The 23,146-nt window shown below is 64.2% G+C and carries 20 protein-coding genes; 14 read left to right on the top strand and 6 right to left on the bottom strand.

Annotation, left to right across the window (positions count from 1 at the left end; genetic code table 11):
* Positions 1-2 precede the first annotated feature (2 nt).
* Together D3876_RS04580 and D3876_RS04585 are read left to right on the top strand one after the other, a co-directional pair.
* The gene (locus tag D3876_RS04580; RefSeq protein WP_119759920.1) at positions 3-425 is read left to right on the top strand and encodes a nuclear transport factor 2 family protein; all 423 of its coding nucleotides are present in this window, start codon (positions 3-5) and stop codon (positions 423-425) included.
* A 3-nt stretch (positions 426-428) separates the two neighbouring features.
* Positions 429-1,037 (top strand): TetR/AcrR family transcriptional regulator, encoded by a 609-nt coding sequence (locus tag D3876_RS04585; protein ID WP_119759922.1) that lies wholly within the window; start codon positions 429-431, stop codon positions 1,035-1,037.
* Between the two features lie 4 nt (positions 1,038-1,041).
* Here the strand turns inward: D3876_RS04585 and mutS are convergent, their stop codons facing one another.
* On the bottom strand, positions 1,042-3,618 hold the full coding sequence (mutS, locus tag D3876_RS04590; RefSeq protein ID WP_119761039.1) for a DNA mismatch repair protein MutS: 2,577 nt from the start codon (positions 3,616-3,618) through the stop codon (positions 1,042-1,044).
* Positions 3,619-3,822: 204 nt separating this feature from the next.
* Between mutS and D3876_RS04595 the strand changes: the two genes are divergently transcribed.
* On the top strand, positions 3,823-6,087 hold the full coding sequence (locus tag D3876_RS04595; protein ID WP_119759923.1) for an NADP-dependent malic enzyme: 2,265 nt from the start codon (positions 3,823-3,825) through the stop codon (positions 6,085-6,087).
* Positions 6,088-6,290: 203 nt separating this feature from the next.
* Here D3876_RS04595 and D3876_RS04600 read toward each other — a convergent pair whose 3' ends face one another.
* A complete protein-coding gene (locus D3876_RS04600) occupies positions 6,291-6,758 on the bottom strand; it encodes an outer membrane protein assembly factor BamE (protein WP_238475292.1) in 468 nt (155 codons plus the stop codon).
* A 131-nt stretch (positions 6,759-6,889) separates the two neighbouring features.
* Here D3876_RS04600 and D3876_RS04605 point away from each other — a divergent pair, with 131 nt between their 5' ends.
* From D3876_RS04605 to D3876_RS04615, 3 genes are all read left to right on the top strand, one after another.
* Positions 6,890-7,414, top strand: coding sequence for a ubiquinol-cytochrome C chaperone family protein (locus D3876_RS04605; protein ID WP_119759926.1), 525 nt, complete (start codon positions 6,890-6,892; stop codon positions 7,412-7,414).
* Positions 7,411-7,953 (top strand): YceD family protein, encoded by a 543-nt coding sequence (locus tag D3876_RS04610; protein ID WP_119759928.1) that lies wholly within the window; start codon positions 7,411-7,413, stop codon positions 7,951-7,953. Before D3876_RS04605 ends, D3876_RS04610 begins: the two co-directional genes overlap by 4 nt.
* Positions 7,954-8,116: 163 nt before the next feature.
* Entirely contained in the window at positions 8,117-8,350 is a 234-nt protein-coding gene (locus tag D3876_RS04615) for a hypothetical protein (protein ID WP_147417585.1), read from the top strand.
* Here D3876_RS04615 and D3876_RS04620 read toward each other — a convergent pair.
* Entirely contained in the window at positions 8,341-10,080 is a 1,740-nt protein-coding gene (locus tag D3876_RS04620) for a class I adenylate-forming enzyme family protein (RefSeq protein WP_119759931.1), read from the bottom strand. The genes D3876_RS04615 and D3876_RS04620 overlap by 10 nt on opposite strands.
* 147 nt (positions 10,081-10,227) lie before the next feature.
* On the opposite strand from D3876_RS04620, the gene D3876_RS04625 reads away from it, so the two are divergent.
* Entirely contained in the window at positions 10,228-11,106 is an 879-nt protein-coding gene (locus D3876_RS04625) for an acyl-CoA thioesterase (RefSeq protein WP_119759933.1), read from the top strand.
* 31 nt (positions 11,107-11,137) lie between these two features.
* Here D3876_RS04625 and D3876_RS04630 read toward each other — a convergent pair whose 3' ends face one another.
* Complete coding sequence (locus D3876_RS04630; RefSeq protein WP_119759935.1) at positions 11,138-11,788, bottom strand: TetR/AcrR family transcriptional regulator; 651 nt, start codon at positions 11,786-11,788, stop codon at positions 11,138-11,140.
* A gap of 119 nt (positions 11,789-11,907) precedes the next feature.
* Here D3876_RS04630 and D3876_RS04635 point away from each other — a divergent pair, with 119 nt between their 5' ends.
* The 3 genes from D3876_RS04635 to D3876_RS04645 are packed head-to-tail and all read left to right on the top strand — an operon-like array spanning position 11,908 to position 17,687.
* On the top strand, positions 11,908-13,074 hold the full coding sequence (locus D3876_RS04635; protein WP_119759936.1) for an efflux RND transporter periplasmic adaptor subunit: 1,167 nt from the start codon (positions 11,908-11,910) through the stop codon (positions 13,072-13,074).
* Between the two features lie 13 nt (positions 13,075-13,087).
* Positions 13,088-16,261 carry an efflux RND transporter permease subunit gene (locus D3876_RS04640; RefSeq protein ID WP_119759938.1) on the top strand — a complete coding sequence of 1,058 codons (3,174 nt, stop codon included), beginning with the start codon at positions 13,088-13,090 and terminating at the stop codon, positions 16,259-16,261.
* Positions 16,254-17,687 carry an efflux transporter outer membrane subunit gene (locus tag D3876_RS04645; RefSeq protein ID WP_119759939.1) on the top strand — a complete coding sequence of 478 codons (1,434 nt, stop codon included), beginning with the start codon at positions 16,254-16,256 and terminating at the stop codon, positions 17,685-17,687. The genes D3876_RS04640 and D3876_RS04645 overlap by 8 nt, the downstream gene beginning before the upstream one ends.
* Before the next feature lie 110 nt (positions 17,688-17,797).
* Here D3876_RS04645 and D3876_RS04650 read toward each other — a convergent pair whose 3' ends face one another.
* Positions 17,798-18,160, bottom strand: a complete 363-nt coding sequence (locus tag D3876_RS04650; protein ID WP_119759941.1) for a response regulator transcription factor — start codon at positions 18,158-18,160, stop codon at positions 17,798-17,800.
* A 550-nt stretch (positions 18,161-18,710) separates the two neighbouring features.
* Positions 18,711-19,406, bottom strand: a complete 696-nt coding sequence (locus tag D3876_RS04655; protein WP_119759943.1) for a helix-turn-helix domain-containing protein — start codon at positions 19,404-19,406, stop codon at positions 18,711-18,713.
* 290 nt (positions 19,407-19,696) lie between these two features.
* Here D3876_RS04655 and D3876_RS04660 point away from each other — a divergent pair, with 290 nt between their 5' ends.
* The 4 genes from D3876_RS04660 to D3876_RS04675 all read left to right on the top strand — a co-directional run bounded on the left by D3876_RS04660 (position 19,697) and on the right by D3876_RS04675 (position 23,146).
* Complete coding sequence (locus tag D3876_RS04660; RefSeq protein ID WP_147417586.1) at positions 19,697-20,833, top strand: helix-turn-helix transcriptional regulator; 1,137 nt, start codon at positions 19,697-19,699, stop codon at positions 20,831-20,833.
* Between the two features lie 120 nt (positions 20,834-20,953).
* A complete protein-coding gene (locus D3876_RS20385) occupies positions 20,954-21,958 on the top strand; it encodes a hypothetical protein (RefSeq protein WP_182911874.1) in 1,005 nt (334 codons plus the stop codon).
* An 8-nt stretch (positions 21,959-21,966) separates the two neighbouring features.
* Positions 21,967-22,452, top strand: a complete 486-nt coding sequence (locus tag D3876_RS04670) for a hypothetical protein (protein WP_147417588.1) — start codon at positions 21,967-21,969, stop codon at positions 22,450-22,452.
* Positions 22,433-23,146 (top strand): C39 family peptidase, encoded by a 714-nt coding sequence (locus D3876_RS04675; protein ID WP_119759949.1) that lies wholly within the window; start codon positions 22,433-22,435, stop codon positions 23,144-23,146. Before D3876_RS04670 ends, D3876_RS04675 begins: the two co-directional genes overlap by 20 nt.

A 23,146-nucleotide genomic window follows, 5' to 3' on the forward strand; every position in this document is an offset into this window, starting at 1 on the left:
TCATGGCACTCACACGCCAGGCGATGGACCGTATGATGGACGTGCATTTCGCGTTCGAGATGCAGGATGACGTGGCCGGGGTACTCGCGACGCTCGCGCCCGATGTCGAACATGACATTGTTGGCGCGCCCACGGGTCCGACCCACGGTCGCGATGCCGCCAAACCCTTTTATGAAGCGCTGTTCGCCGATCTTGCCGATGGGAGCGTGCAACCTTTGCGACGTTACTATGGCGAGGATTTCCTTGTCGACGAATCGCTGTGGCGCGGCCGCGCCGCCGGGCGTCCATTTGGCATCGACGGTCGCGATCGACCGCTCGAATTCAGACTGCTCCACATCATCGAATTTGCCGAAGACAATACGATCAGCCGCGAGAATGTATGGCTCGACCTCGCCGCGATCATCCAGCAATTGCCGCAGGGCTGAATCATGGATTCGGAAAGGGCGGGCCGCCCCAATCAGAGGCGACGCACGCGCAAGGACCTGCTTCTGGCGGCCGCGCGCCTGATCCGCCAAGGGACCACCCCGACGCTTGAGGAAATCGCGGAGGAGGCCTTGGTGTCGCGCGCGACGGCCTATCGCTATTTTCCGGGGCTCGACGCGCTTCTCGTTGAGGCGGCGCTCGATGTCGCTGTTCCCGAGACGGACGAAATCCTGCGCAATGCTCCGCCGGATGATGCCGTGGCGCGTGTGACATGCGTCGACGATGCACTCAATGCGATGATCAAGGAGAACGAGGCGCAACTTCGCACGATGCTCGCGCATTCGCTCCGCCGCCCCGAGCACGACGGAGAACTGCTGGCGCGTCAGAATCGCCGCACGCCATTGGTCGAGGCAGCCCTCGATCCCGTGCGCGATCAGTTCGCGCCCGAGGCGCTGGATATGCTGATCCGGGCGCTGCCGCTTGTCATCGGGACCGAGGCCATGATCGTCTTCAAGGACGTTCTGCAACTCGGCGAGGAAGAGACGCTCGCGGTCAAGCGCTGGGCGATCCGCGCATTGATCGAAGCCGCGCAAAGGCCAGACACGCCTGGCTGAGCGTTCAGCCCCCGGTCGCGATAGCCTTGAGCCGGTAAAGTGCGTCGAGTGCCTCACGCGGGGTGAGCGCATCCGCATCAAGCATGTTCAGCGCGTCGCGAAGCACGTCCTTATCCTCCTCGGCCGGTGCGGCCATCGCCGCGAAGAGCGGCAAGTCATCGAGCCCCGCCGCGAGCCCCCCGGTCTGCGCACGCCCTGCCTCGAGCTTCTTCAGCACTTCCGAGGCGCGGTGGAGCACCGTGGGGGGCAGCCCCGCAAGTTTGCCGACCGCAATACCATAGCTGCGGTCCGCCGGACCGTCAGCAAGTTCGTGGAGCAGGACGAGATCGCCCTTCCACTCGCGCGCGCGGACGTGATGGAGCGAGAGCGCGTCGAGCCGTTCTGCGAGCCGCGTCAACTCGTGATAGTGCGTCGCGAACAGGCATCGGCTGCGGTTGATGTCGTGCACCGCCTCGACCACCGCCCATGCGATCGCGAGGCCGTCATAGGTGGAGGTGCCGCGCCCTACCTCGTCGAGGATGACGAAGCTGTGTTCGGTCGCCTGCGCGAGGATGGCGGCGGTCTCGACCATCTCGACCATGAAGGTCGAGCGCCCGCGCGCCAGATTGTCCGACGCGCCAACACGGCTGAACAGTCGGTCGACAAGCCCAAGCGTAGCTCGCGACGCAGGGACAAAGCTGCCCGCCTGCGCCAGCACCGCGATCAGCGCGTTCTGGCGAAGGAAGGTCGATTTACCGCCCATATTGGGGCCAGTGACCAGCCACAGCCTCTGGTTCTCCGCGAGCCGACAATCATTGGCGACGAAGCGTTCGCCGGCCTTCTCGATCGCGCGTTCCACGACGGGGTGGCGGCCGCCCTCGACCTCGAAGCGCGGATCCTCGACAAGGTCAGGCCGCGTCCAGCCGCCCTCGGCGGCGCGTTCCGCCAGCGCTGACGCGACATCGAGCCGCGCAAGCGCATCGGCGGTATGCGCGATCGACTCGCGCCGCACCAGCGCCTCTTCGGTCAGCGCCTCGAGATGCGCGGCCTCGGCGGCGAGCGCGTGCGCGCCTGCCTGGGTCACGCGCAGCGCCTGTTCGTGGAGCTCGGGCGCGTTGAAGCGAACCACCCCGGCCAGCGTCTGGCGGTGGGTGAAGCCCGATTCGGGGCGCATCAGCGCATCGCCCGACCTGGCGGGCACCTCGACATGATAACCGAGCACGCCATTGTGGCGGATCTTGAGCGCCGAAATCCCGGTCTGCTCGCGGTAGCGCGCCTCGAGCGCGGCGATCGCGCGCCGGCCGTCGCCGCCTACGCCGCGCAGCTCATCAAGTGCTGCATCATAGCCTTCGGCGATATAGCCGCCCTGCGCGGCGTCGATCGGGGGCGTGGCGACGAGCGCGCGCGAGAGGTGGTCGACCAGCGCGCCGTGACCGTCAAGCATCGGCAGCAGCCGTGCGAGGAGCACGGGCGGATCGATGAGGTTCCCAAGCCTTTCGCGCAGCAGCCGCGCCTCGCCGAGTCCGTCGCGGAGCTGACCGAGATCGCGCGGACTGCCGCGTCCCGCAACGAGCCGCCCGAGCGCACGGCCAATATCGGGCAGTGCCTTAAGCGCCCCGCGGACATGCTCGCGCAAGCCGGAATCGTCGCAATAATGCTGGACGAGATCGAGCCGCTCCTCGATCGCGAGCCGGTCGGCAAGCGGTGCGCCGATGTCCGCGGCGAGCAGCCGCGCGCCTGCGCCGGTGACGGTGCGGTCGACGACATCGAGCAAGCTGCCCGCGCGCCCGCCGCCGTTCGCCTGCGTCAGTTCGAGGCTCTCGCGCGTCGCCGCGTCGATCATCATATGGCCCTCGACCGCGCGGCGGATGGGCGGTTGGAGGAACGGAAGCGTGCCCTTGCCCGCATGGTCGAGATAGGCGACGAGTCCGCCCGCGGCGGCAAGCTCGGCGCGGTCGAAGCCACCGAAACCGTCGAGCGTGGCGACCCCGAACAGCGTCTTGAGCCGGGTTTCGCCACCCGTGCTGTCGAAATCGGCGCGCGGGCGGGCAAAGGCCGCGTCGGGCCAGTGCGCCGCATTTTCGGCAACGACGATTTCGGCGGGGTTGAGCCGGGCGAGCTCGGCGCCGAGCGCATTGGGATCGATCCGCGTCACCTCGAAACGGCCCGTCGAGATGTCCGCCGCCGCGAGGCCAAGCGCGCCACCCGCTTCGCCAAGCGCCACCAGCCAGTTCGCAGACCGCGCGTCGAGCAACGTTTCCTCGGTCAGCGTGCCCGCGGTGACCACGCGGATGATCGCGCGACCGACGAGCGATTTGGAACCGCGCGCCTTGGCCTGTTCGGGGGTTTCGATCTGGTCAGCGATCGCGACGCGGTGCCCCGCCTTGATCAAGCGCGCGAGATAGGCCTCGGCCGAGTGCGCAGGCACGCCGCACATCGGAATCGGCTTGCCGTCATGCTCACCGCGCGCGGTGAGCGCGATATCGAGCGCCGCGGAGGCAATTTTTGCGTCATCGAAGAACAGCTCGAAGAAATCGCCCATCCGGTAGAAGAGCAGGCAATCCTGCGCCTCTGCCTTGAGCGCAAGATATTGCGCCATCATCGGCGTCGGTGCGGACGGGGCGGCGGAGGGCGGGCGCGATTGCTTGTTCATGGGCTCGCGGTGCTGATACCGGCTAATTTCAGCTTTGCCAAAGGTAGCATTGACCGATTTTTGTGCTTAGAGCGAACGCGACTCTCAGCAATATCCATCGGCCGCTTGCCGTAACGGCAGCTCCTGGCCGGACAACAGCAAAAGGATCCTCGAATGAGCGAAGGCAGCAACGTGAAATTCTCCGAAAAGGAGGCGCTGCTCTTCCATTCGCATGGCCGCCCCGGAAAGATCGAGATCATTGCGTCCAAGCCGATGGCGACGCAGCGCGATCTGAGCCTTGCCTATTCGCCGGGCGTGGCGGTTCCCGTGCGCGCGATCGCTGAGGATCCCGCGACCGCATATGACTATACCGCCAAGGGCAATCTCGTCGCGGTGATCTCCAACGGCACCGCGATCCTCGGCCTCGGCAATCTCGGTGCGCTCGCCTCCAAGCCCGTGATGGAGGGCAAGGCGGTGCTGTTCAAAAGATTTGCAGACGTCGATTCGATCGACCTCGAAGTCGATACCGAGGACACCGACGCCTTCGTCAACGCGGTCGCGTTGCTCGAACCCAGCTTTGGCGGCATCAACCTCGAGGACATCAAGGCGCCCGAATGCTTCATCATCGAGCAGCAACTGCGCGAGCGTATGAACATTCCCGTCTTCCATGACGACCAGCACGGCACCGCGATCATCACCGCGGCGGGGGTGATCAACGCCTGCCACCTGACCGGACGCAGCCTGAAGGACGTGCGCGTGGTCGTGAACGGCGCCGGCGCTGCGGCGATCGCGTGCACCGAGCTGATCAAGTCGATGGGCGTGCCGCACGATCACGTCATCATGTGCGACCGCTCGGGCGTGATCTATCAGGGCCGTGAGGCGAGCATGGACCAGTGGAAATCGGCACATGCGGTCAAGACCAATGCGCGATCGCTGACCGAAGCGCTGGTCGGCGCCGATATCTTCCTCGGCCTTTCGGCGGCAGGTGCGCTCAAGCCCGAGATGGTCAAGGACATGGCGCCGAGCCCGATCATCTTCGCGATGGCCAATCCCGATCCCGAGATCACCCCGCCCGAAGCCAAGGCTGCGCGTCCCGACGCGATCGTCGCCACGGGCCGTTCGGACTATCCCAACCAGGTCAACAACGTCCTTGGCTTCCCCTTCATCTTCCGCGGCGCGCTCGACGTCCGCGCCACCGCGATCAACGACGAGATGAAGATCGCCGCGGCCAACGCTATCGCTGAATTGGCGCGCCAGCAGGTGCCCGAGGAAGTTGCGATCGCCTATGGCGGGCTCGCGCACAGCTTCGGCCCCGATTATATCATCCCCGCGCCCTTCGACCCGCGGCTGATGGAGGAAGTGCCTGCCGCGGTCGCCAAGGCGGCGATGGATTCGGGCGTGGCGCAAAAGCCAATCCTCGACATGACGGCCTATCGCCAAACCTTGAAGGGACGGCTCAATCCGACGACCTCGGTGCTGACGCTCGCCTATGAGGCAGCGCGCGCGCATCCCAAGCGCGTGCTCTTCGCCGAGGGCGAGGAAGAGGTCGTGCTGCGCGCGGCGATCCAGTTCCGCGACGGCGGCTATGGCATCCCTGTGCTCGTCGGACGTGACGACGTCTACGACAAGCTGCGCGCGATGGGGGTCGACGATCCCGAGAGCTTTGAGGTGCACAACAGCGTCAATTCGAAGCTGGTGCCCCAGATGGTCGAGTTTCTGTACGCGCGGCTGCAGCGCCGCGGCTATCTGAAGCGCGAGATCGAGCGCATGGTCAACCGTGACCGCAACATCTTCGGCGCGCTGATGCTCCAGTTGGGCGAGGCGGACGCGATGATCACCGGCGTCACGCGCACCTATTCGCGCACGATGCGCGAGGTGCGCAAGGTGATCGACAAGCGCGCGGCGTCGACGGCCTTCGGCATTCACGTCCTTGTCGGGCAGAGCCACACCGTCTTCATGGCCGACACCACGGTCAACGAGCGGCCCAGCGCCGAGGAGCTCGCCGACATCGCCGAGGGTACTGCCGCGGTCGCGCGCCGCATGGGGCATGAACCGCGCGTTGCCTTCCTCTCCTATTCGACCTTCGGCAATCCCGAGGGCACCTGGCTCGAAAATCTGCGCGCCGCAGTATCGATCCTCGACGCGCGCGGCGTCAGCTTCGAATATGAAGGCGAAATGGCGCCCGACGTCGCGCTCAATGCCAAGGTGATGGCGAACTATCCGTTCAGCCGCCTTTCGGGTCCGGCGAATGTCCTCATCATGCCGGGGCTGCAGTCGGCCAATCTTTCGGCCAAATTGCTGCGCGAACTGGGCGGCGATTCGGTGATCGGACCGATGCTCGTCGGCATGGAAAAGCCGGTGCAGGTGGCGACGATGTCATCGACCGCGTCCGAGCTGGTGACACTGGCGGTGCTCGCGGCCGCAGGGATTGCGGGCTGACACCAAAAGAAAAAGGGGATCTCGGTGAAGGCCGAAATCCCTTCTGGCCTGTGTTCGATCTAGGGCAACCACCACCGTCACCCTGAACTCGTTTCAGGGTCCATAAGATCTATTCGGCAGCGTCGGCGTTTCCGCATGGATGCTGAAACAAGTTCAGCATGACGATTCCGTCTTGTATGAGCAGACGCCGGGCCGCAGCCCGGCTATTGCGGTCCTTGGCCACCGCCCATGCCAGGTGCGCCGACCGCGCCGATATTGCCGAACAGCTCCTGGAAAAAGCCGCGTTCGCGGCCGAGTGTCGGCGTCTTGTCGCCGCTGGGGTGAATCGAAACGATCTTCTCAAGTCCCTGCCGATCGACCGCGGCAACATTGCCTGCCGCATCGAAACGGACATGCAGGATCGTCTGTTCGACGGGCTTGGGATCGGCAAAGGCGAGCTGCCGGGTCGAGCGCGAGACATAATACCAGTCATTGGCGTCGAACTGGCCGACAAAGGTGGGGCGGCCAAGCGTGCCTTCGACCGAATCGCGGTTGTCGATACCCGGCTGGATGCCCTGGACGAGCTGATTGTCGACGATATAGCCCTGGTGCGCACGGATACGGGTGCAGCCGCCCGTCGCGATCAGCGCCACCATGGCCGCCGCGATCACCGGCATCGCCCTTTTCGTCATCACCATTTTGCGGCCACTCCTCGAATCTGCGCAATTGCGTGGCGCAGCCCATTGCAAGGCGCGCCTCGTGCCTCAATATGCGCAGGATTGCCGCCCGACAAGGGCGCGCCTTACCGGGAGCCGATTGAACCGTGTCGATTTTGAGCCGCCTTTTCGCGAGGCAAAGCGGGCGCGATGCGCTGGTGCCGCTTTACAGCAGCATCGTCGAGGCCGCGCGCGACCCCGCCTGGTATCTGGATGGTGGCGTCGCAGACACCGTCGATGGCCGCTTCGACATGGTGGCGGCGCTGCTGTCGATGGCGCTGGTCCGGCTTGAGCGCGAGGGCAAGAGCGGCGCCGACCAGTCGGTGCTGCTGACCGAGATCTTCATCGAGGACATGGACGGCCAACTGCGCCAGATCGGCATCGGCGACATCATCGTGGGCAAGCATATCGGCAAGATGATGAGCGCGCTCGGCGGGCGCCTGAGCGCCTATCGCGGCGCGATTGCGGCCAGCGAGAGCTGGGAGGATGCGCTGACGCGCAATCTCTACCGTGGAAGCGCGCCCGATGCGGAGGCGCTGTCGTTCAGCGCGGCCCGGATGCGTACGTTGGCCGCAGCGCTCGACGCGACCGATGCTGCGACGCTGGTTACCGACGGATTTCCACGACCATGAGCGCGCCAGCCCCCGAGTTCAGCCGGGTCGTCCGGATCGACACGATCGGCGATAGTCCGCGGACAATCGCCGTAGCCGCCGATGACGCCGAGCGCACCGCGCTGGCCAGGCGCTTCGGGTTGATCGCGATTGCGCACCTTGAAGGCAATGCCGCGCTGGTGCGCGTGGCTGGCGGCATCAGTGCCAGGGGGAGGATTGCCGCGCAGGTTGAACAGAGCTGCGTCGCAACGGGAGAGAGCGTCCCCGCGGAGATCGACGAACCCTTCGCGCTCAAGTTCGTGACGGTGAGCGGCGACGTTCCTGCCGACGAGGTCGAACTGAGCGAAGGTGAGCTCGACATTGTCGAATTCGATGGCCAGGCGGTCGATCTTGGCGAAGCGCTCGCCCAGACGCTGGCGCTCGCGCTCGACCCCTTCCCCCGCAGCGCCGATGCCGACGCGACGCTCAAGGCGGCGGGCGTGATGAGCGAGGATGAGGCCGGGCCCTTCGGCGCGCTGGCGGCGCTCAAGCAGACACTGGAAAAGAAGCCGCCCCGCTAGCAGGGTCAACGCCACGGCGGAAAATCATACGAAATCTCTACGGAACGACGCGAGACATCGTCTCGAAACCCTATTGCGTGACCGTTAAATGAATCCGCATCGCGCTTGGCGGTGCGGCCTATGGGCGGTCGTCCAAGCCGACGGTTTCCACAGGAGTGGTTTCGTGGGCATCCTATTGAGAATCTTCGGGCTGATTTCGATCGGCCTTTCACTGCTCGCCGGCGTCGGCCTCGAGCATTTGATCGCGTCGGGCGCGCCGCACGATGCAACCGCGTCCGAGTTCCTCCTGGCGGCGCTGAGCTTCGCCGGCGCCAGCATCGGCGCAGCGATGCTGATATGTGGCGCAAAGCTCCTCGAACCCCAGCGGGTGCCGCTGCAATGGCGCGATCATCGCTGATCAAATAACGCCTTGAGCTCCTTCTTGAGGATCTTGCCATTGGCGTTGCGTGGCAGCGTGTCGTCGCAAAAGAGCACGCGCACCGGAATCTTGAACGCTGCAAGCCTTGCGCGCACCCAGTCCTGCAGTTCGGCCTCGGTCGCGGCCATGCCGGGTCCCAGATGCACGACCGCCGCGGGTTCCTCGCCCAGCGTGCGGTGAGAAAGCCCGACCAGCGCCGCATCAGTCACCGCAGGATGGTCGTAAAGGAAGTTCTCCACCTCGCTCGAATAGATATTCTCGCCGCCGCGGATGATGATGTCCTTGGCGCGGTCGACAATGTAGCAGAAGCCCTCCTCGTCGAGCCGGCCGAGATCGCCGGTGCGCACCCAGCCGTCGATAAAGGTCGCCGCGGTCGCCTCGGGCTTGTTCCAGTATCCCGCCACGATCTGCGGCCCCCGCGCCCAGATCTCGCCGACCTCGCCCGGCGGCAGCGCGGTCACCCCGTCATCGGCGATGATCCTGAGCTCTGCGACGGGTACGGCGGGGCCGCAGCTTTCGGGGCGGTGCTGATAATCCTCGGCGACATGGCTGGTGACGGTGGCCGAGGTCTCGGTCATGCCCCAGCCATTACCGGGCATGCAGCCAAACTCGGCCTGGATGCGCCGCACGAGTTCAGGCGCTGAGGGCGCGCCGCCATAGCTGATCGTTTCCAGGCTCGAGAGATCATAGTTCGCGCGTTCGGGATGCTCGAGCAATTGCCATGCGATGGTAGGCACACCGCCGGTGCTGTTGACGCGCTCACGCTCGATCAGCTCAAAGGCCTTCACCGTGTCCCAGCGACGCATGAAGACGAGCGTCGATCCGCCGAACACCGCGCCCATCAGCGCCGCATTGCACGCCGTGACGTGGAAGAGCGGGATCACCAGCAGCAGCGTCTTCGGCGTCGCGGGTAGCGGCATGTCGCCACGGCGCAGCGCGGCGCGCGCGCTTGCATAGGCGGTCGACAGGATATTGGTGAGGATATTGCGGTGCGTGCCGAGCGCGCCCTTGGGATGGCCAGTCGTGCCCGAAGTGTAGAAGATCGTCGCGGCATCATCAGGCTCCACCGCAATCTCGGGCAACTCTGTATCAGGCAGGGCCGCCCATCCATCGGCGTCACCAAGCATCGTATCCAGAAGCTCGGCGCCCTCGATCGGTTGCGATGTCCTGCTGACGATCACATGCGTTAAATCGGGAAGCGCGCTGAGATGCGGTGCGATGCGCGCGTGGCGCTCGGCGTCGCAGATCAGCAAGCGGGTCCCCGAATCACGAAGCGCATATTCGAGCTCTGAGCCCGTCCACCACGCGTTGAGCGGCACCGCGATCGCGCCGATCGCGGTCGCCGCGAAGAAGGCGACCGGCCACTCGGGCAGATTGCGCATGGCGATCGCGACACGGTCGCCCCTGCCCACGCCCCGCGCCGCGAGCGCGTGCGCCAGAGTCGCGGTCGCACGGAAAAAGGCGTCATAGCTGACCCGCTCATCCTCATGGACGGTGAAGCAGCGCGCGCCGTGCGACCGCGCAATATGGGCAAGCGCGGCAAGCGTTGGAGGCACATTTTTCCAAGTCCGAGTCGGCACGCCCCGGATGACGACCTCCTCCATTTCGAACGGCGCCCCTGTTGCGCAAAGCATCGACTCGATCTGTTCGAGTGAATAAGCGGGCCAGATGCTCCGCACCGTGTCGACCGACTGTTGCACCTCGCCCATGCCGCTCTCCGTTCATGCCTCGGGTTTTTTCAAAAGCCCTTGATCGCAGGGAGGATATGCGGGATTTGCGATATCCTCAAGCGGGTGCGCGCGCTGTCTATTTGTTTTTTGAATTTTCGGTATGGCGAAGGCCCCAGGGAGAATGCGATGATCGACGACGAGACTCCCGAGGGGCTGATCGAGCGCCTGAAGATTTTGCTCGATGTCGAGGAGATCGATCGTGATCTTTATCGCGGCGCGCGGGTCACCGAGGGGCGCGGGCGCGTCTTCGGCGGACAGGTGATCGCCCAGGCGCTGGCGGCCGCGAGCCGTTCGGTCGACGACGGGCGGCCGCCGCATTCGCTCCACGCCTATTTCATGCGCCCCGGCGATGACGCGCTACCTATCATCTACCGCGTCGAGCGCGACTTCGACGGACGCAGCTTTGCAACGCGTCGCGTAATCGCGCTTCAGCGCGGCGTTCCGATCCTCAACATGGCGGCATCGTTCCAGATTCCCGAGACCGGCCTCATGCACCAGACCGCGATGCCCGAGGTCCCGCCACCCGAAGCGCTGAAGCCGGAGCAAGAGATCGTCCGCCGCAATGCCGACACCGTGCCTGAAGAGCTGCTCAAGTGGATGAGTTCGCCCCGCCCGATCGAGATTCGGCCGGTCGTGTCGCGGTGGGAGAAGACGGACCACATTCTGCCCCCTGCGCAGAATATCTGGGTGCGCGCCGTGGCGCCGCTGGGCGACGATCCCGGCGTCCACCGCGCCGTACTCGCCTATCTATCCGATTTCATGCTGCTCGCCACATCGACGCTGCCGCACGGCGTCCACTGGTCCACGGCCGCAGTTCAAACCGCAAGCCTGGACCATGCGCTTTGGATCCATGAGGATTTTCGCGCCGACGAATGGCTGCTCTACAGCATGGACAGCCCATGGGCCGGCCATGCGAGAGGATTCAACCGCGGCAGCCTCTTCACCCGCGACGGGCGGCTCGTCGCGAGCGTGACGCAGGAAGGGCTGATCCGCCTGCGCGGATAGCGCCTGCATAAATGCTCCACGCGATTGACGCTCACTTCACCTTGAAGTGGTCGATGAAAATGTCGAGCCGCCAATCCATGCGCGCCGTCAGGCTTTCACCGCCGCGACGCATGGCATCACCGATCAGCGCCTCCAGCTCGGCATCGCCCACCACCATGTCAAGATAAAGCTCGGCGGCAGCTTCAGGATCGTCGAACCGAGCGCGGCCATCGGCATTCCAACCGCCGAAGATCTGCGCGAGATGCTCGACGCGACCGAGATGGATCTCGCGATAAAAGCCGCGCGCAAATTCCGGATCGCTGATGCTTTCGGCGATGACGATCCGCATCATTGCCGCCTGGCGTGGTTGCATGACGATCTCGAGAATGCGTCGGGTGAGGCTGCGCAAGATTTCCGCCGCCGACTCGGTGTGCTCGACCAGTTCGTCGAACTCCGCCTGTCGCTCGCATTTGTCGCGCTCGATCACCGCGCGGAGCAGCCCATGCTTGCTGCCAAATAGTTCATAAGCGGTAGCGAGCGAGCCACCCGAGCGGCGAATGATCGTCGCCAGACTCACCTTGGCGAAGCCCTGTTCGAGAAACAGCATCTCGGCAGCGTCGAGGATCGCCCTGCGCCGCTCTTCCTTCCGCGCATCCTGTGACGGTCCCGATATAGTGCCTTTGTCCATCGCGGTGATGTCCAATGCTCAGCCTCCCCCTGCTTTTGCAATTGACGTGTAATGTACGTTACATTACTGGCGCCCGCAAGCCGAATGCGATATGCATTTGGAAGGAAATCTAGATTTTCAGGGAAAGCAACGCGATGCGCCGCACCACGACTCCTCGAAATGCGGCAGCGGGCACGCTCGCGGCGGCCCTGCTTGCGCTGACTGCGTGTTCGGGCGGGGAACAGCCCGCGCCGCCACCGCCGCAGGTCGACATCATCACGATCCGTCCGCAGGCGATCGACAATGTCATCGAATTGCCGGGCCGTATCCAGGCGGTGCGCACCGCCGAAGTCCGCGCGCGCGTCAACGGGATTGTCGAGCGTCGGCTCTACGAGGAAGGCACCGATGTCCGCGCGGGACAGTCGTTGTTCCAGATCGACCCGCGCGAGTTGCGCGCCAGCCTCAACGCGGCTCTGGCAACGCTGGCGCGCAATCAGGCGACCGCAGCCAATGCCCAGCAGGACGTCCAGCGCTATCAAGGGCTGATCGCCGATCAGGCGATCTCCAAGCAGGAATATGACGCCGCGGTCGCACGGCTGCGCACCGCCCAGGCCGATGTCGCCCTGGCCCGCGCGCAGGCCGAAAGCGCGCGACTGAGCCTTGGCTACAGCACGGTGACCGCGCCGATTTCGGGCCGAGCGGGCCGGGGCCAGGTCACCGAAGGCGCGCTCGTGACGGCGACTGCGGGGACGCTATTCACGACGATCGAGCAACTCGACACCGTCTATGTCAACTTCTCGCAATCGAGTTCTGACGTGCTTGCGCTGCGGCGCGACATGACCTCGGGCCGGGTCAAGATGCCGATCGACGGTCGCCTCCCCGTCAACCTCGTGCTCGAGGATGGCAGCGCCTATGGGCTGAGCGGACATATCGACTTCTTCGATCTCGCGATCGACGAGGCGACGGGGACCGCCGCGCTTCGCGCCGAATTCCCCAATCCCACCCGATTGCTGCTGCCCGGCCAGTTCGTCCGCGCGCGCGTGAAGGCGGGGGTCCGGCCCGACGGACTGATCGTGCCCCAGCGCGCGGTCAAGCTCGCCGCGCAGGGCGCAACCGTCATGGTGGTGGACGACAAGAATGTCGCGGCGCAACGCCCGATCAAGCTCGGCGACCTGCAGGGTTCCAACTGGGTGATCCGTGAAGGGCTGAAGGCGGGCGACCGCGTGATCGTGAACGGGCTGCAAAAGGTGCAGCCGGGTCAGCCCGTCCAGATCGCAAAGCCGGGCAAGCCGGCGGCGGCCAAGCCCGCGCCCGCGCGCTGAAGGGGGCCCCGACATGACACCCCGCTTTTTCATCGACCGGCCAGTCTTTGCGTGGGTGGTGGCGCTGTGCATCACCCTCGCCGGACTGATCGCGCTGCGCGCGCTGCCGATCGAGCAATATCCGACCGTCGCGCCGCCTTCGCTTACCATCAACGTCACCTATCCCGGCGCCGAGGCCTCGGTCCTCGAGCAGAATGTGACGCAGATCATCGAGCAGGAGCTCAACGGCGTAGAGGGGTTCCTCTACATGGCGTCGACCAGCCGCTCGAACGGCACCGCGGCGATCACGGTCACCTTCGAATCGGGGACCGACATCAAGATCGCGCAGATGGACGTGCAGAACCGTCTGCGTCGCGTCGAAGCGCGGCTGCCCGAAGAGGTGCGGCGTCAGGGCATTCAGGTGGAAGAGGCCAATAGCGGCTTCCTCATGATCCTCGCGCTCACGTCGAAGAGCGGCAATACCCCGACGCTCGAGCTCGGCCATTTCGCGACGACGCGCGTGATCGACGAACTGCGCCGAGTGCCCGGCGTCGGCAACATCCAGTCGTTCAGTTCCGAATATGCGATGCGGATCTGGTTCGATCCCGACAAGCTCGCGACCTACAATCTCTCGCCTGCCGACGCGCTCGCCGCGGTGCAGGAACAGAATAGCCAGTCGCCGGGCGGCCAGCTCGGCGACCGTCCGCTTGCCGACGGGATGGAGCTCAATGCGACGATCCTGACGCAGAACCGCTTCACCACGCCCGAGCAGTTCGCCTCGATCATCCTGCGCGCCAACCCCGATGGTTCGGCGGTCACGCTGGGCGACGTCGCCCGCGTCGAGCTGGGCGCGCAGAGCTACCTCTTCAACACCGAGCTCAATGGCAAGCCGATGGCGGGCATGGCGGTCCAGCTCAAGACCGGCGCCAATGCACTCGCGACCGCCGAGGGCATCCGCAACCGGATGACCGAGCTCGAACAGTCCTTTCCGCCCGACATCGCGTGGTCGATCCCCTTCGACACCACGCCCTTCATTACCGTTTCGGTCGAAGAGGTCGTGAAGACGCTGGTCGAGGCGATGGCGCTCGTCTTCCTTGTGATGTTCCTGTTCCTGCAGAACTGGCGCGCAACCATTATCCCGACGATCGTCGTGCCGATCGCGCTGGCGGGCGCGTGCCTCGGGCTGTGGCTGTTCGGTTTCTCGATCAACGTGCTTTCGTTGTTCGGCATGGTGCTCGCGATCGGCATCCTCGTCGACGACGCGATCGTCGTGATCGAGAATGTCGAGCGCATCATGGCCGAGGAGCATCTCTCGCCCTATGAGGCGACGGTGAAGGCGATGAGCCAGATCACCTCGGCGATCATCGGCATTACGCTCGTGCTGATCGCGGTGTTCATCCCGATGGCATTCTTCCCGGGCTCCACGGGCGGCATCTACCGGCAATTCTCGGTCACGCTCGCCATCTCGATCGCGTTTTCGGCGCTGCTCGCGCTCACGCTCACGCCCGCACTCTGCGCGACCTTCCTGCGCCCGCACGAAGCGGTGGAGGAAGAGCCGACCAACCCCGTCCTGCGTTTCCTCCACCGCTTCTTCGCGCGCTTCAACGCCTGGTTCGGGCGCACCACCGATCGCTATCAGGGCGGGGTCGGACGTATCCTTGCGCGACCGCTGCGTTTCCTCGGCATCTTCGTTGCGCTCGTTGGCATCACCGCCTTCCTGTTCACCCGCCTGCCCGGCAGCTTCCTGCCGCAGGAAGACCAGGGCTATCTGATCACGGTCGTCCAGGCGCCTCCGGGCGCAACCACCGAGCGCACCGATCTGGCGATCGAGCAGGTCAAGGCCTTCTACCGCGAGCAGCCCCAGGTGAAGGACGTCGTCTTCGTCCGCGGCTTCAGCTTCTTCGGCCAGGGCCAGGCCAATGCGATCGCCTTCGTGCCCTTGAAGCCGTGGGAGGAACGCCCGGGCAAGGAGAACCGCGCCGATACGCTGGCGGGCAAGGCGATGGGCATGATCATGCAGATCAAGGACGCCTTCGTCTTCACGCTTAATCCGCCCTCGATCCCCGAACTGGGCGTGGCGTCGGGCTTTACCTTCAAGCTCCAGAACCGCGGCGGCGCCGACTATGCCGCGCTGCTCGGCGCGCGCAACCAGTTGCTCGGCATGGCGATGCAGAGCCCGGTGCTCGCGGGCGTCCGCCCCGAGGGGCAGGAGGACGCCCCCCAGCTCCGCGTTCAGATCGACCGGATCAAGGCGCGCGCGCTCGGCCTTTCGATCGCCGACGTCAATGCGACGCTCGCCATCTCCTTCGGCAGCGCCTATGCCAACGACTTCACGCGCGATGGTCGCATCCTGCGCGTGCTGCTCCAGGCCGATGCGCCCACCCGCATGACCCCCGAGGACGTGCTCGAATTGAAGGTCCGCAGCGCGCAGGGCGACATGGTGCCCTTTGGCGCCTTCACCACGGTCGACTGGACCGCGGGGCCACCGCAGGTGGATCGCTATAACGGCTATCCGGCGATGACGATTTCAGGCGAGCCTGCGCCGGGCCGTTCGACAGGCGAGGCGATGGCGGAGATGGAGCGCCTTGCCGAGCAGCTTCCCGAGGGTTTCGGCTACGAATGGACTGGCATTTCCTACGAGGAGCAGCAATCGGCGGGCCAGATCGGGATCTTGCTGGGGCTGTCGCTGATCGTCGTGTTCCTGCTGCTCTCGGCGCTCTACGAAAGCTGGGCGGTCCCCGTGGCAGTGCTGCTCGTCGTGCCGCTGGGCGTGCTCGGCGCGGTGCTCTTCTCGATGTTCCGCGGGCTTTCGGCGGACGTCTATTTCAACGTCGGACTGATCACGATCATCGGCCTCGCCGCAAAGAACGCGATCCTGATCGTCGAGTTCGCGATCGAGCAGGAAGCCGAGGGCAAATCTCCGCTCGAGGCGACGATGGAGGCCGTCAAGCTGCGCCTGCGGCCCATCATCATGACCTCGCTCGCCTTCATTCTCGGCATGGTGCCGCTGGTGATCGCGAGCGGCGCGGGTGCCGCCAGCCGCGTCGCCGTGGGCAGCGGCGTGATGGGCGGCATGATCGCGGCGACCATCCTCGGCATCTTTTTCATCCCGCTCTTCTATCTGTCGGTACGCCAGTGGCTGTCGCGCCAGCGACCACCTGCGCCGGCGGAAAAGGGCCATCACGATCCGGAGCCCGGCCATGCTTAAGGCCATCATTCCTTCGACACTGCTCGTCGCGACGCTGCTTTCGGGCTGCCAGATGGCGCCCAAGCATGTCCGCCCCGACCTGCCAACCGCATCCACTTTTTCGCAAAGCTATGCGGGGGACGTCTCGATCGGCCAGCGCGCAACCGAAATCAGTTGGCGCGATTTCCTTGTCGATCCGCAGCTCGAGAGCCTGGTCGCCACTGCGCTCGCCCATAATCGCGATCTGGCGGTCGCAGTCGCGCAAATCGAGGAAGCGCGCGGGCAGTACCGAATCCAGGATTCGACCCGGCTGCCAAATGTAGACGCCAGCGGATCGGCGATCCGCAGCCGAACGCCGCTGGCTTCGGCTGGATTGCCGGGTCAGCAAGGCTCGATCACGCTCAACCGCTATTCGGTGGGCGTCGGGATTTCGTCATTCGAACTCGATTTCTGGGGCCGCGTCCGCAACCTTTCCGAGGCCGCGCGGTCGCAATATCTCGCGACGGTCGAAGCCGAGCGAGCCTTCCGCCTCGCGCTCACCCGCGACGTGGCCTCCACCTATTTTTCCGGACGCGAGGCGGCCGAACGGATCGCGCTTGCCGAAGCGACCGTGCGCTCGCGGCAGGAGGGACTGCGCATCGCAAAGCGCCGCCTTGATGCCGGCGTGACCTCGGCGCTCGATTTTCGCCAGTCGGAATCGCTGCTGACGCAGGCCGAAACCGAGCTGGCCGGGCTCAAGCTGGTCAAGGCGCAGAGCGACAATTTCCTTGCGGTGCTGACGGGCGGGCCGTTGCCCGGCACGCTGCCCACGCCGCTTCCGCTGGCGCGACAGGCAAGCCCCGCCGAGCTCGCCGCCGGTCTACCTTCCGAACTGCTCGTCGCACGCCCCGATATCATTGCGGCCGAAGAACAGTTGCGCGCGGCGCGCGCCAATATAGGCGCGGCGCGGGCGGCATTCTTTCCGACGATCTCGTTGACGGGCAATATCGGCTTCGCCTCCGATGCGTTAGGCAATCTGGTTGGAGAGAACGGCTTCAGTTGGAGCTTTGGCCCCTCGATCAGCCTGCCGATTTTCGATTTCGGGCGCACCCAAGGCAATCTGACGGTTGCCGAGGCGCGTGAGAATATCGCGATCGCGACCTATGAGAAGACCGTCCAGACCGCGTTCCAGGAGGTTTCCAACGCCTTGGCCGGCCGACGCTTTCTTGCCGAACAGGTTGCGGCGCAGGAACGCGGCACCGAAGCCCAACGTCGCATCGCGCGGCTGGCGCAGACTCGCTATCGCGAAGGCGTCGCCAACTATCTCGAAGTGCTCGATGCCGAACGGAACCTGTTCTCGGCAGAGCAAGCGCTGCTGCAACTCCGCCGCGCACAGGCGGACAATCTTGTCGCACTCTACGTCGCGCTGGGCGGAGGCCCCGTCGAGCGTGTTGCCCAACAACCCTAGCGAGCGAGCGCCCGGTTTGCGCATGGCTTTGGATCCGCCGCTCCTAACGCATCACCTCGGCCGGCAAGCGGCCGCGCCCCGGTTATCGAATTGGTCCATCGGACCGCGGTTCAGTGCCAACGATTGCCATTGGCGACAATATCTTGCGGCGCATAGGAGGTGGCTGTGGGATAGCCGAACAGATCGCGTTCCACCTCGCGTCCCATATGAACCACCAGCGGATCGCGCGCGGCAGGCTTCACCTTTTCGCCTGACGCGGTGAGCAGGTTTGCGGCAATCGCCTTGGCCACCATGTGCGTTCGGTTGCGCGCCTGCAGCTTCAGGCGGACATTGTCTATATGCCGTTCTACCGTCCGCGGCGCGATATCGATGCGCTGCGCCACTTCCTTGGCCGAATATCCCTGCGCGACGAGTTCGAGAATCTGGTATTCGCGGCAGGTAAGACCCGACGCTACATCATACTGGTCATTCATATCGCTTCCCCTTTTTAAGATGGGGGCGCTCGTGATGTGACCTCTATTATTATGTCTTGCGAGTCGCTCTATTCCGCAAAGTCATGCACACAAACTACGACAGTAACTGTCGGACATGGGAAAAAACCGATCGGTAGAAATACCGGCGACCCCGGATACCCCACTAACCCCTTGTCAATACAGGATGGTAAACCGCGTTGCAAGGTTCAATTCGGCCAACTACGTAGAATTACGTAGCAAAATCCGCCAAGATATTTTATCGTTGGAATATAATAAGTTGCCAATCTTCACGGAGTGAAGATCTACGCGCCGCTTTGCTTTGGAACGCTGTTTGTTATTGGCAATCAAACGTTTTTTGCCGTCATTGACCTTTTCGACCACCAGTCGACCTTGAGTAGTTGATGCCTGGCAGTGGGGCAGGCCCGCCGAAATGATGAAGAGACGAGGCGACGCACGACAGGCGACGGAGGCCAACCTCCTGATCAATGGCCGAGGCGACCGCGGACGCCTGAATGCACGGAAGCACGACGTCAGCGGCGCATCATCCAGCCTAGCGGCCTTGATGGCTTGCGTGACGCTGCGGGGTGGATGGTCCGCGACTGGAAGAGCCGGGACGCATCGCGATTTCGGCGTCGTCGGGCGCGTGCAGGTCGCCCGCCACCGCGCTGAGCTGGCGCGCGTCGAGGATGCGTACGCGTTGCGGCGCGTCCAGCGCCACCAGCCCGCGCCGGACGAAGTCGGACATCGTGCGGCTGACGGTTTCGATAGTCAGGCCGAGATAATCTGCAATATCGCAACGTGACATCGGCAGCGTGATACAGACCTGCGCACCCGTACGTTCGCCAAAGGCGAGCAGGAAGGCGGCGAGCCGCTCGGCGGCGGTGCGGTGACCGAGCAGGAAGATGCAATCCTCGGCGCTCTTGAGCGCGCGATGCAACGCAGCATCGTCGATCAGCGCATCCCGGCTGAGGTGCCGGCGTGCCAAAACCTTATCGGTCACTGCCTCGCCGGAGGCCTTGTAAAAGTCGTGATCGACGCCGAACGCGTCGCCCGGATAGAAGAACCCCATGAGCTGGCGGCGGCCATCGGGATACAGGCGGCAAGTGCGCACGATGCCGGAGACGACTTCAAACCAGCAATCGGCACGATCATCCTGTCGATAGAGCACCTCGCCCTTGGCATAGCTGAAGAGCGATCGCGCCAGTTCGTTGTCGTCCCGCAGCGGCTGCGCATTCAGCGTTATCAAGAGATGTTCCCCTCTGCCAGCCGTCAGAGGCTAACAGGGTTGGGGGTAGGCGGTGGAGTCGGTGACCGTACGTACGTAAAATTGCTGACGACTAGCTCCGCACGCCGATCCCCGGCCAATTGCGTTAGTATTCAGCACCAATCCGCGCCCGAATGCCCCTGATCAACTAGCCATTTTAGTCGCCGCTTTTGGGGGAAATTCCCTATTTTACCATTCGAACCGATCAAATATCGACGAGTCTGACGTGGCGCCGGGAGGGGGTGGACGCATATAAGTCAGGAGGAGAGGTCGTGGTGCGAACCTCGACGGCACATTCTGATCATCTGGCAGTCGACGGCCTGTTTCGTCTCGTCGCCAGCCATCTGGAATGCCCGATGGCGGTGCTTACCCGACATGGAATCCATCGCGACCAACCCGACATCCTGGCTGTGTTCAATGTGTCGGATGCATTGGCCTCGCGAATTGCATGGTCCATCGAGCAAGACGCCGGCTACGCGAACTGGCTGCCAGACACCGCAGCCCCTGCCTGTATCCCCTTCGAGACCGAAGGAGACGATCTCCAGCATGACTCGCTCGAAGTGTCCGGCCTGGCCTTCATGTGCCAGGTCGAATCCGACTGTTTCCTGGCGCTTTCCGCATGCCGCACCGGCGCCGAAGGTCGCGAAAGCGTAATTCTGCCCTCGCAGGAAATTCACGGTTGGGTTGACGCTCATCTAAGACTTGTGTGGCAGTTGAAGCGTGACCGCGGCCGCGCCGACGTTCTTGGTCGTGCACTCGACCTATTCGATTTCGGCACTTTGCTTCTCGACCCCGCTGGCAATGTCATCTTTGCAAATGAACGGGCGACACAGTTGCTTGATGCCGGCGAAGGCTTGCGGCGCGCGGGGCAATCCGTGACGGCGACCGATTTTGACAATGCTCTGCGCCTTCAGACAACGATCCAGCACCTGGCCCATTGCGAAGAACCGACAGCGCCGTCGGAAAGCGAGCGCGCGTCAGTCATGCTCGTGCGGCGCTCGAACGCCCGACCGCTCGTCGCCGTCCTGTCTCGCCTGCCCAACACAGAAACGAGGAATGGCGGCCCTCATACCGCGCTTTATGTGCTCGATCCCGACATGGATACCCAGTCGCTGGTAACCGCGCTTTGCAGAGCCTACGGCCTGACCGCGACCGAAGCGGGCCTGGCCATCCGCCTCGTCGACGGATTGCGGATCGAGGCGGCCGCCCGCGACATGCATATCCAGACTCAAACCGCCCGCGCCTATTTGAAGCAGATCTTCGCCAAGACCGACACGCATCGGCAAGCCGATCTCGTGCGCGTAATCCTCAGCAGTATCGTCCGCATTCGGGCGGCCGCAATGCCCCCTTCAAATGGGGGTAATGGTTCTTCCCGACTGGGGGCGGAGGGTCTACCCGTCTGGGGCTAAGTCCCTGCGGCACAAGCGGCTATCATGACTTGCCCGCGACACCATTCATCGAGTGCGCCAAGCCGCATGCGCGGGCAACGGGTCGCGACCGCCTTTTATAACAGCGGAGAGGATCATCTCATGAAACATATCCTGTTATTGACCGCCTCGATCGGCGCATTGGGGCTCGCATCCGGTACGGCACTGGCGCAAAGCACAAGCAGCGGCGGAGCCTCGGCAACGGCGGACAATACGTCCACCGCAACGGCGACCGACAGTTCGACCAATACCGCGACCGACAGTTCGACCGACAGTTCGAACTCGAGTGATTCCAGCGGCTATGGCTCGGCGAACAATGGCGGCACAGCGACCGTTGATGCCAGCGACAACAGCGACAACAGCGATAATAGTGACAATAGCGATAACAGCGACAACAGTTCATCGAGTGGCTATGGCTCGGCGAACAACGGCAGCACGTCGACCGTCGACAACAGCGACAACAGCGACAATAGCGATAATAGCGACAACAGCGACAACAGTGATAACAGTGACAATAGCGACAACAGTGACAACAGTGACAACAGTGACAATAGCGACAACAGTTCATCGAGTGGCATAGGTTCGGCCAATAACGGCAGCACGGCCAATTATGACGCCAGCGATGCGAGCGGCGTCGGCTCGGCCAACAACGGCAGCTCCGCCACGACCACCTACACCACCGTCACTACATACTCGACCCTGGCGGGTTCGGTGACAGGTGGAACGGTCACCTTCTGGCAGCCTTCGGGCGGCGGCGACGGCGGTGGCGCTGGCGGTGGCGGCAGCGGCGGTGATGGCGACGGCGGCGGCGCAACCTTCGGAGGTGGCGATGGCGGCGCGGCTGACAATAGCGCCAATGCCGATGGCGGAGCTGGCGGTACGGGCGGCGCAGGCGGCACGGGCGGCGCAGGCGGCGCAGGCGGCACGGGCGGCGCAGGCGGCGCTGGTGGAACCCCGGTCATGTCCTGGGATGTCGCCTTTGACAACGGCGCGTTCTCGAACTTCGCCGGCCTCAATGCGATGAACGTCAACACCGGTGTCTTTTCCTCGCAAAATGCCAACATCAATGTCGGCGCGAGCATCGGCACGTTCAACGTAGGCCCATAAGGTCGCATATGGCCGGTCGCCGCCTGGCGGCCGGCCTTTTTCGCTACCCTATGCGAAGGAGGAAACCTCCCGTGGCCCGCTATCATTTTCTAATGGCCGGGATTCTGATCTCGGGCCTGGCACATGCTGTGCCCGCGACTGCATCCGATCCCGGCGGTCCTGTCGCCATCATTCCCTTGGAAAGCGCATTGCCCCCGGACGCGGCCAGAGACGAAACTGCCTCGCCATTTGCCATGGCGACCGTGGTCGAAGAAGCGCGGCTCGCCGCGGTGACCGGAATGGCCGACGTCAAGGACCTCCGCCAAGCCGTGAATGTCCGGAATACAAGCACGGTTTCGGACAACACGATCAACGGCGACTCGGTGACCGGCACGATCGCAATCGACGGCGCGTCTTTTGGCGGTTTCAATGGTCTGGCGCTGGTGACCGCCAACACGGGCAACAACGTGTCGATCAACTCGTCGATGAACGTAAATGTCGCGATCCAGCAATAGCGTCTGTTCTATCGCCGCAATCGGTCTGACGCTGACGGCGTGTGCGGACCGCACCGTTCCGCCCAGTGGCAGCACGCTCAGCCTCGCCGCCGGCGATTATGCCTTGCCGGTCAAGAGCATGGTCGAGCGGCGCTATCTGACCGTCGTTCGCCAGCAATATGATTTCAGTTGCGGATCCGCAGCGCTCGCGACGTTGCTCCGATACCATTATGGCGATCTTCAGAACGAGCAATCGATCTTTGTCGGCATGTGGCGGCAGGGCGATCGCGAGCAGATTCGGCGACTTGGCTTTTCGCTGCTCGACATGAAACGCTATCTGGACGCGCGCGGAATCAAGGCCGACGGATATGTCGTGACGCTTGCCGACATCGAGGCGACGGGGATCCCCGGCATCGCGCTGATCAACATGAAGGGATACAAGCATTTCGTCGTGATCAAGGGCGTCGCCAACGGCCAGGTCCTTGTGGGCGATCCGTCACTCGGCATGCGGCTCATCGAGGCAGAGCACTTCCGCAGCATGTGGAACGGGATCCTGTTCGCGCTGGGCGACGCGGTCGAGCAGGGCAAGAGCAGCTTCGGGCGCAGCGAAGAATGGGGTCTGGTCGCGCGCAGTCGAGCGACGATGCTCATGGAGCCCGCCAGCCTTCAGGCGCTGGCGTTGACCCGAGCTCCCCCGTTCCCGGTCGAGATGTAG

The sequence above is a fragment of the Sphingomonas cavernae genome, from assembly GCF_003590775.1.
GTDB lineage: Bacteria > Pseudomonadota > Alphaproteobacteria > Sphingomonadales > Sphingomonadaceae > Sphingobium_A > Sphingobium_A cavernae.

Bases quoted from the DNA above. Each gene is read 5' to 3' on its own strand.
- D3876_RS04580 (WP_119759920.1), top strand. From the start codon at position 3: ATGGCACTCACACGCCAGGCGATGGACCGTATGATGGACGTGCATTTC.
- D3876_RS04585 (WP_119759922.1), top strand. From the start codon at position 429: ATGGATTCGGAAAGGGCGGGCCGCCCCAATCAGAGGCGACGCACGCGC.
- mutS (WP_119761039.1), bottom strand. From the start codon at position 3,618: ATGATGGCGCAATATCTTGCGCTCAAGGCAGAGGCGCAGGATTGCCTG.
- D3876_RS04595 (WP_119759923.1), top strand. From the start codon at position 3,823: ATGAGCGAAGGCAGCAACGTGAAATTCTCCGAAAAGGAGGCGCTGCTC.
- D3876_RS04600 (WP_238475292.1), bottom strand. From the start codon at position 6,758: ATGACGAAAAGGGCGATGCCGGTGATCGCGGCGGCCATGGTGGCGCTG.
- D3876_RS04610 (WP_119759928.1), top strand. From the start codon at position 7,411: ATGAGCGCGCCAGCCCCCGAGTTCAGCCGGGTCGTCCGGATCGACACG.
- D3876_RS04620 (WP_119759931.1), bottom strand. From the start codon at position 10,080: ATGGGCGAGGTGCAACAGTCGGTCGACACGGTGCGGAGCATCTGGCCC.
- D3876_RS04625 (WP_119759933.1), top strand. From the start codon at position 10,228: ATGATCGACGACGAGACTCCCGAGGGGCTGATCGAGCGCCTGAAGATT.
- D3876_RS04635 (WP_119759936.1), top strand. From the start codon at position 11,908: ATGCGCCGCACCACGACTCCTCGAAATGCGGCAGCGGGCACGCTCGCG.
- D3876_RS04640 (WP_119759938.1), top strand. From the start codon at position 13,088: ATGACACCCCGCTTTTTCATCGACCGGCCAGTCTTTGCGTGGGTGGTG.
- D3876_RS04645 (WP_119759939.1), top strand. From the start codon at position 16,254: ATGCTTAAGGCCATCATTCCTTCGACACTGCTCGTCGCGACGCTGCTT.
- D3876_RS04650 (WP_119759941.1), bottom strand. From the start codon at position 18,160: ATGAATGACCAGTATGATGTAGCGTCGGGTCTTACCTGCCGCGAATAC.
- D3876_RS20385 (WP_182911874.1), top strand. From the start codon at position 20,954: ATGAAACATATCCTGTTATTGACCGCCTCGATCGGCGCATTGGGGCTC.
- D3876_RS04670 (WP_147417588.1), top strand. From the start codon at position 21,967: ATGGCCGGTCGCCGCCTGGCGGCCGGCCTTTTTCGCTACCCTATGCGA.
- D3876_RS04675 (WP_119759949.1), top strand. From the start codon at position 22,433: ATGTCGCGATCCAGCAATAGCGTCTGTTCTATCGCCGCAATCGGTCTG.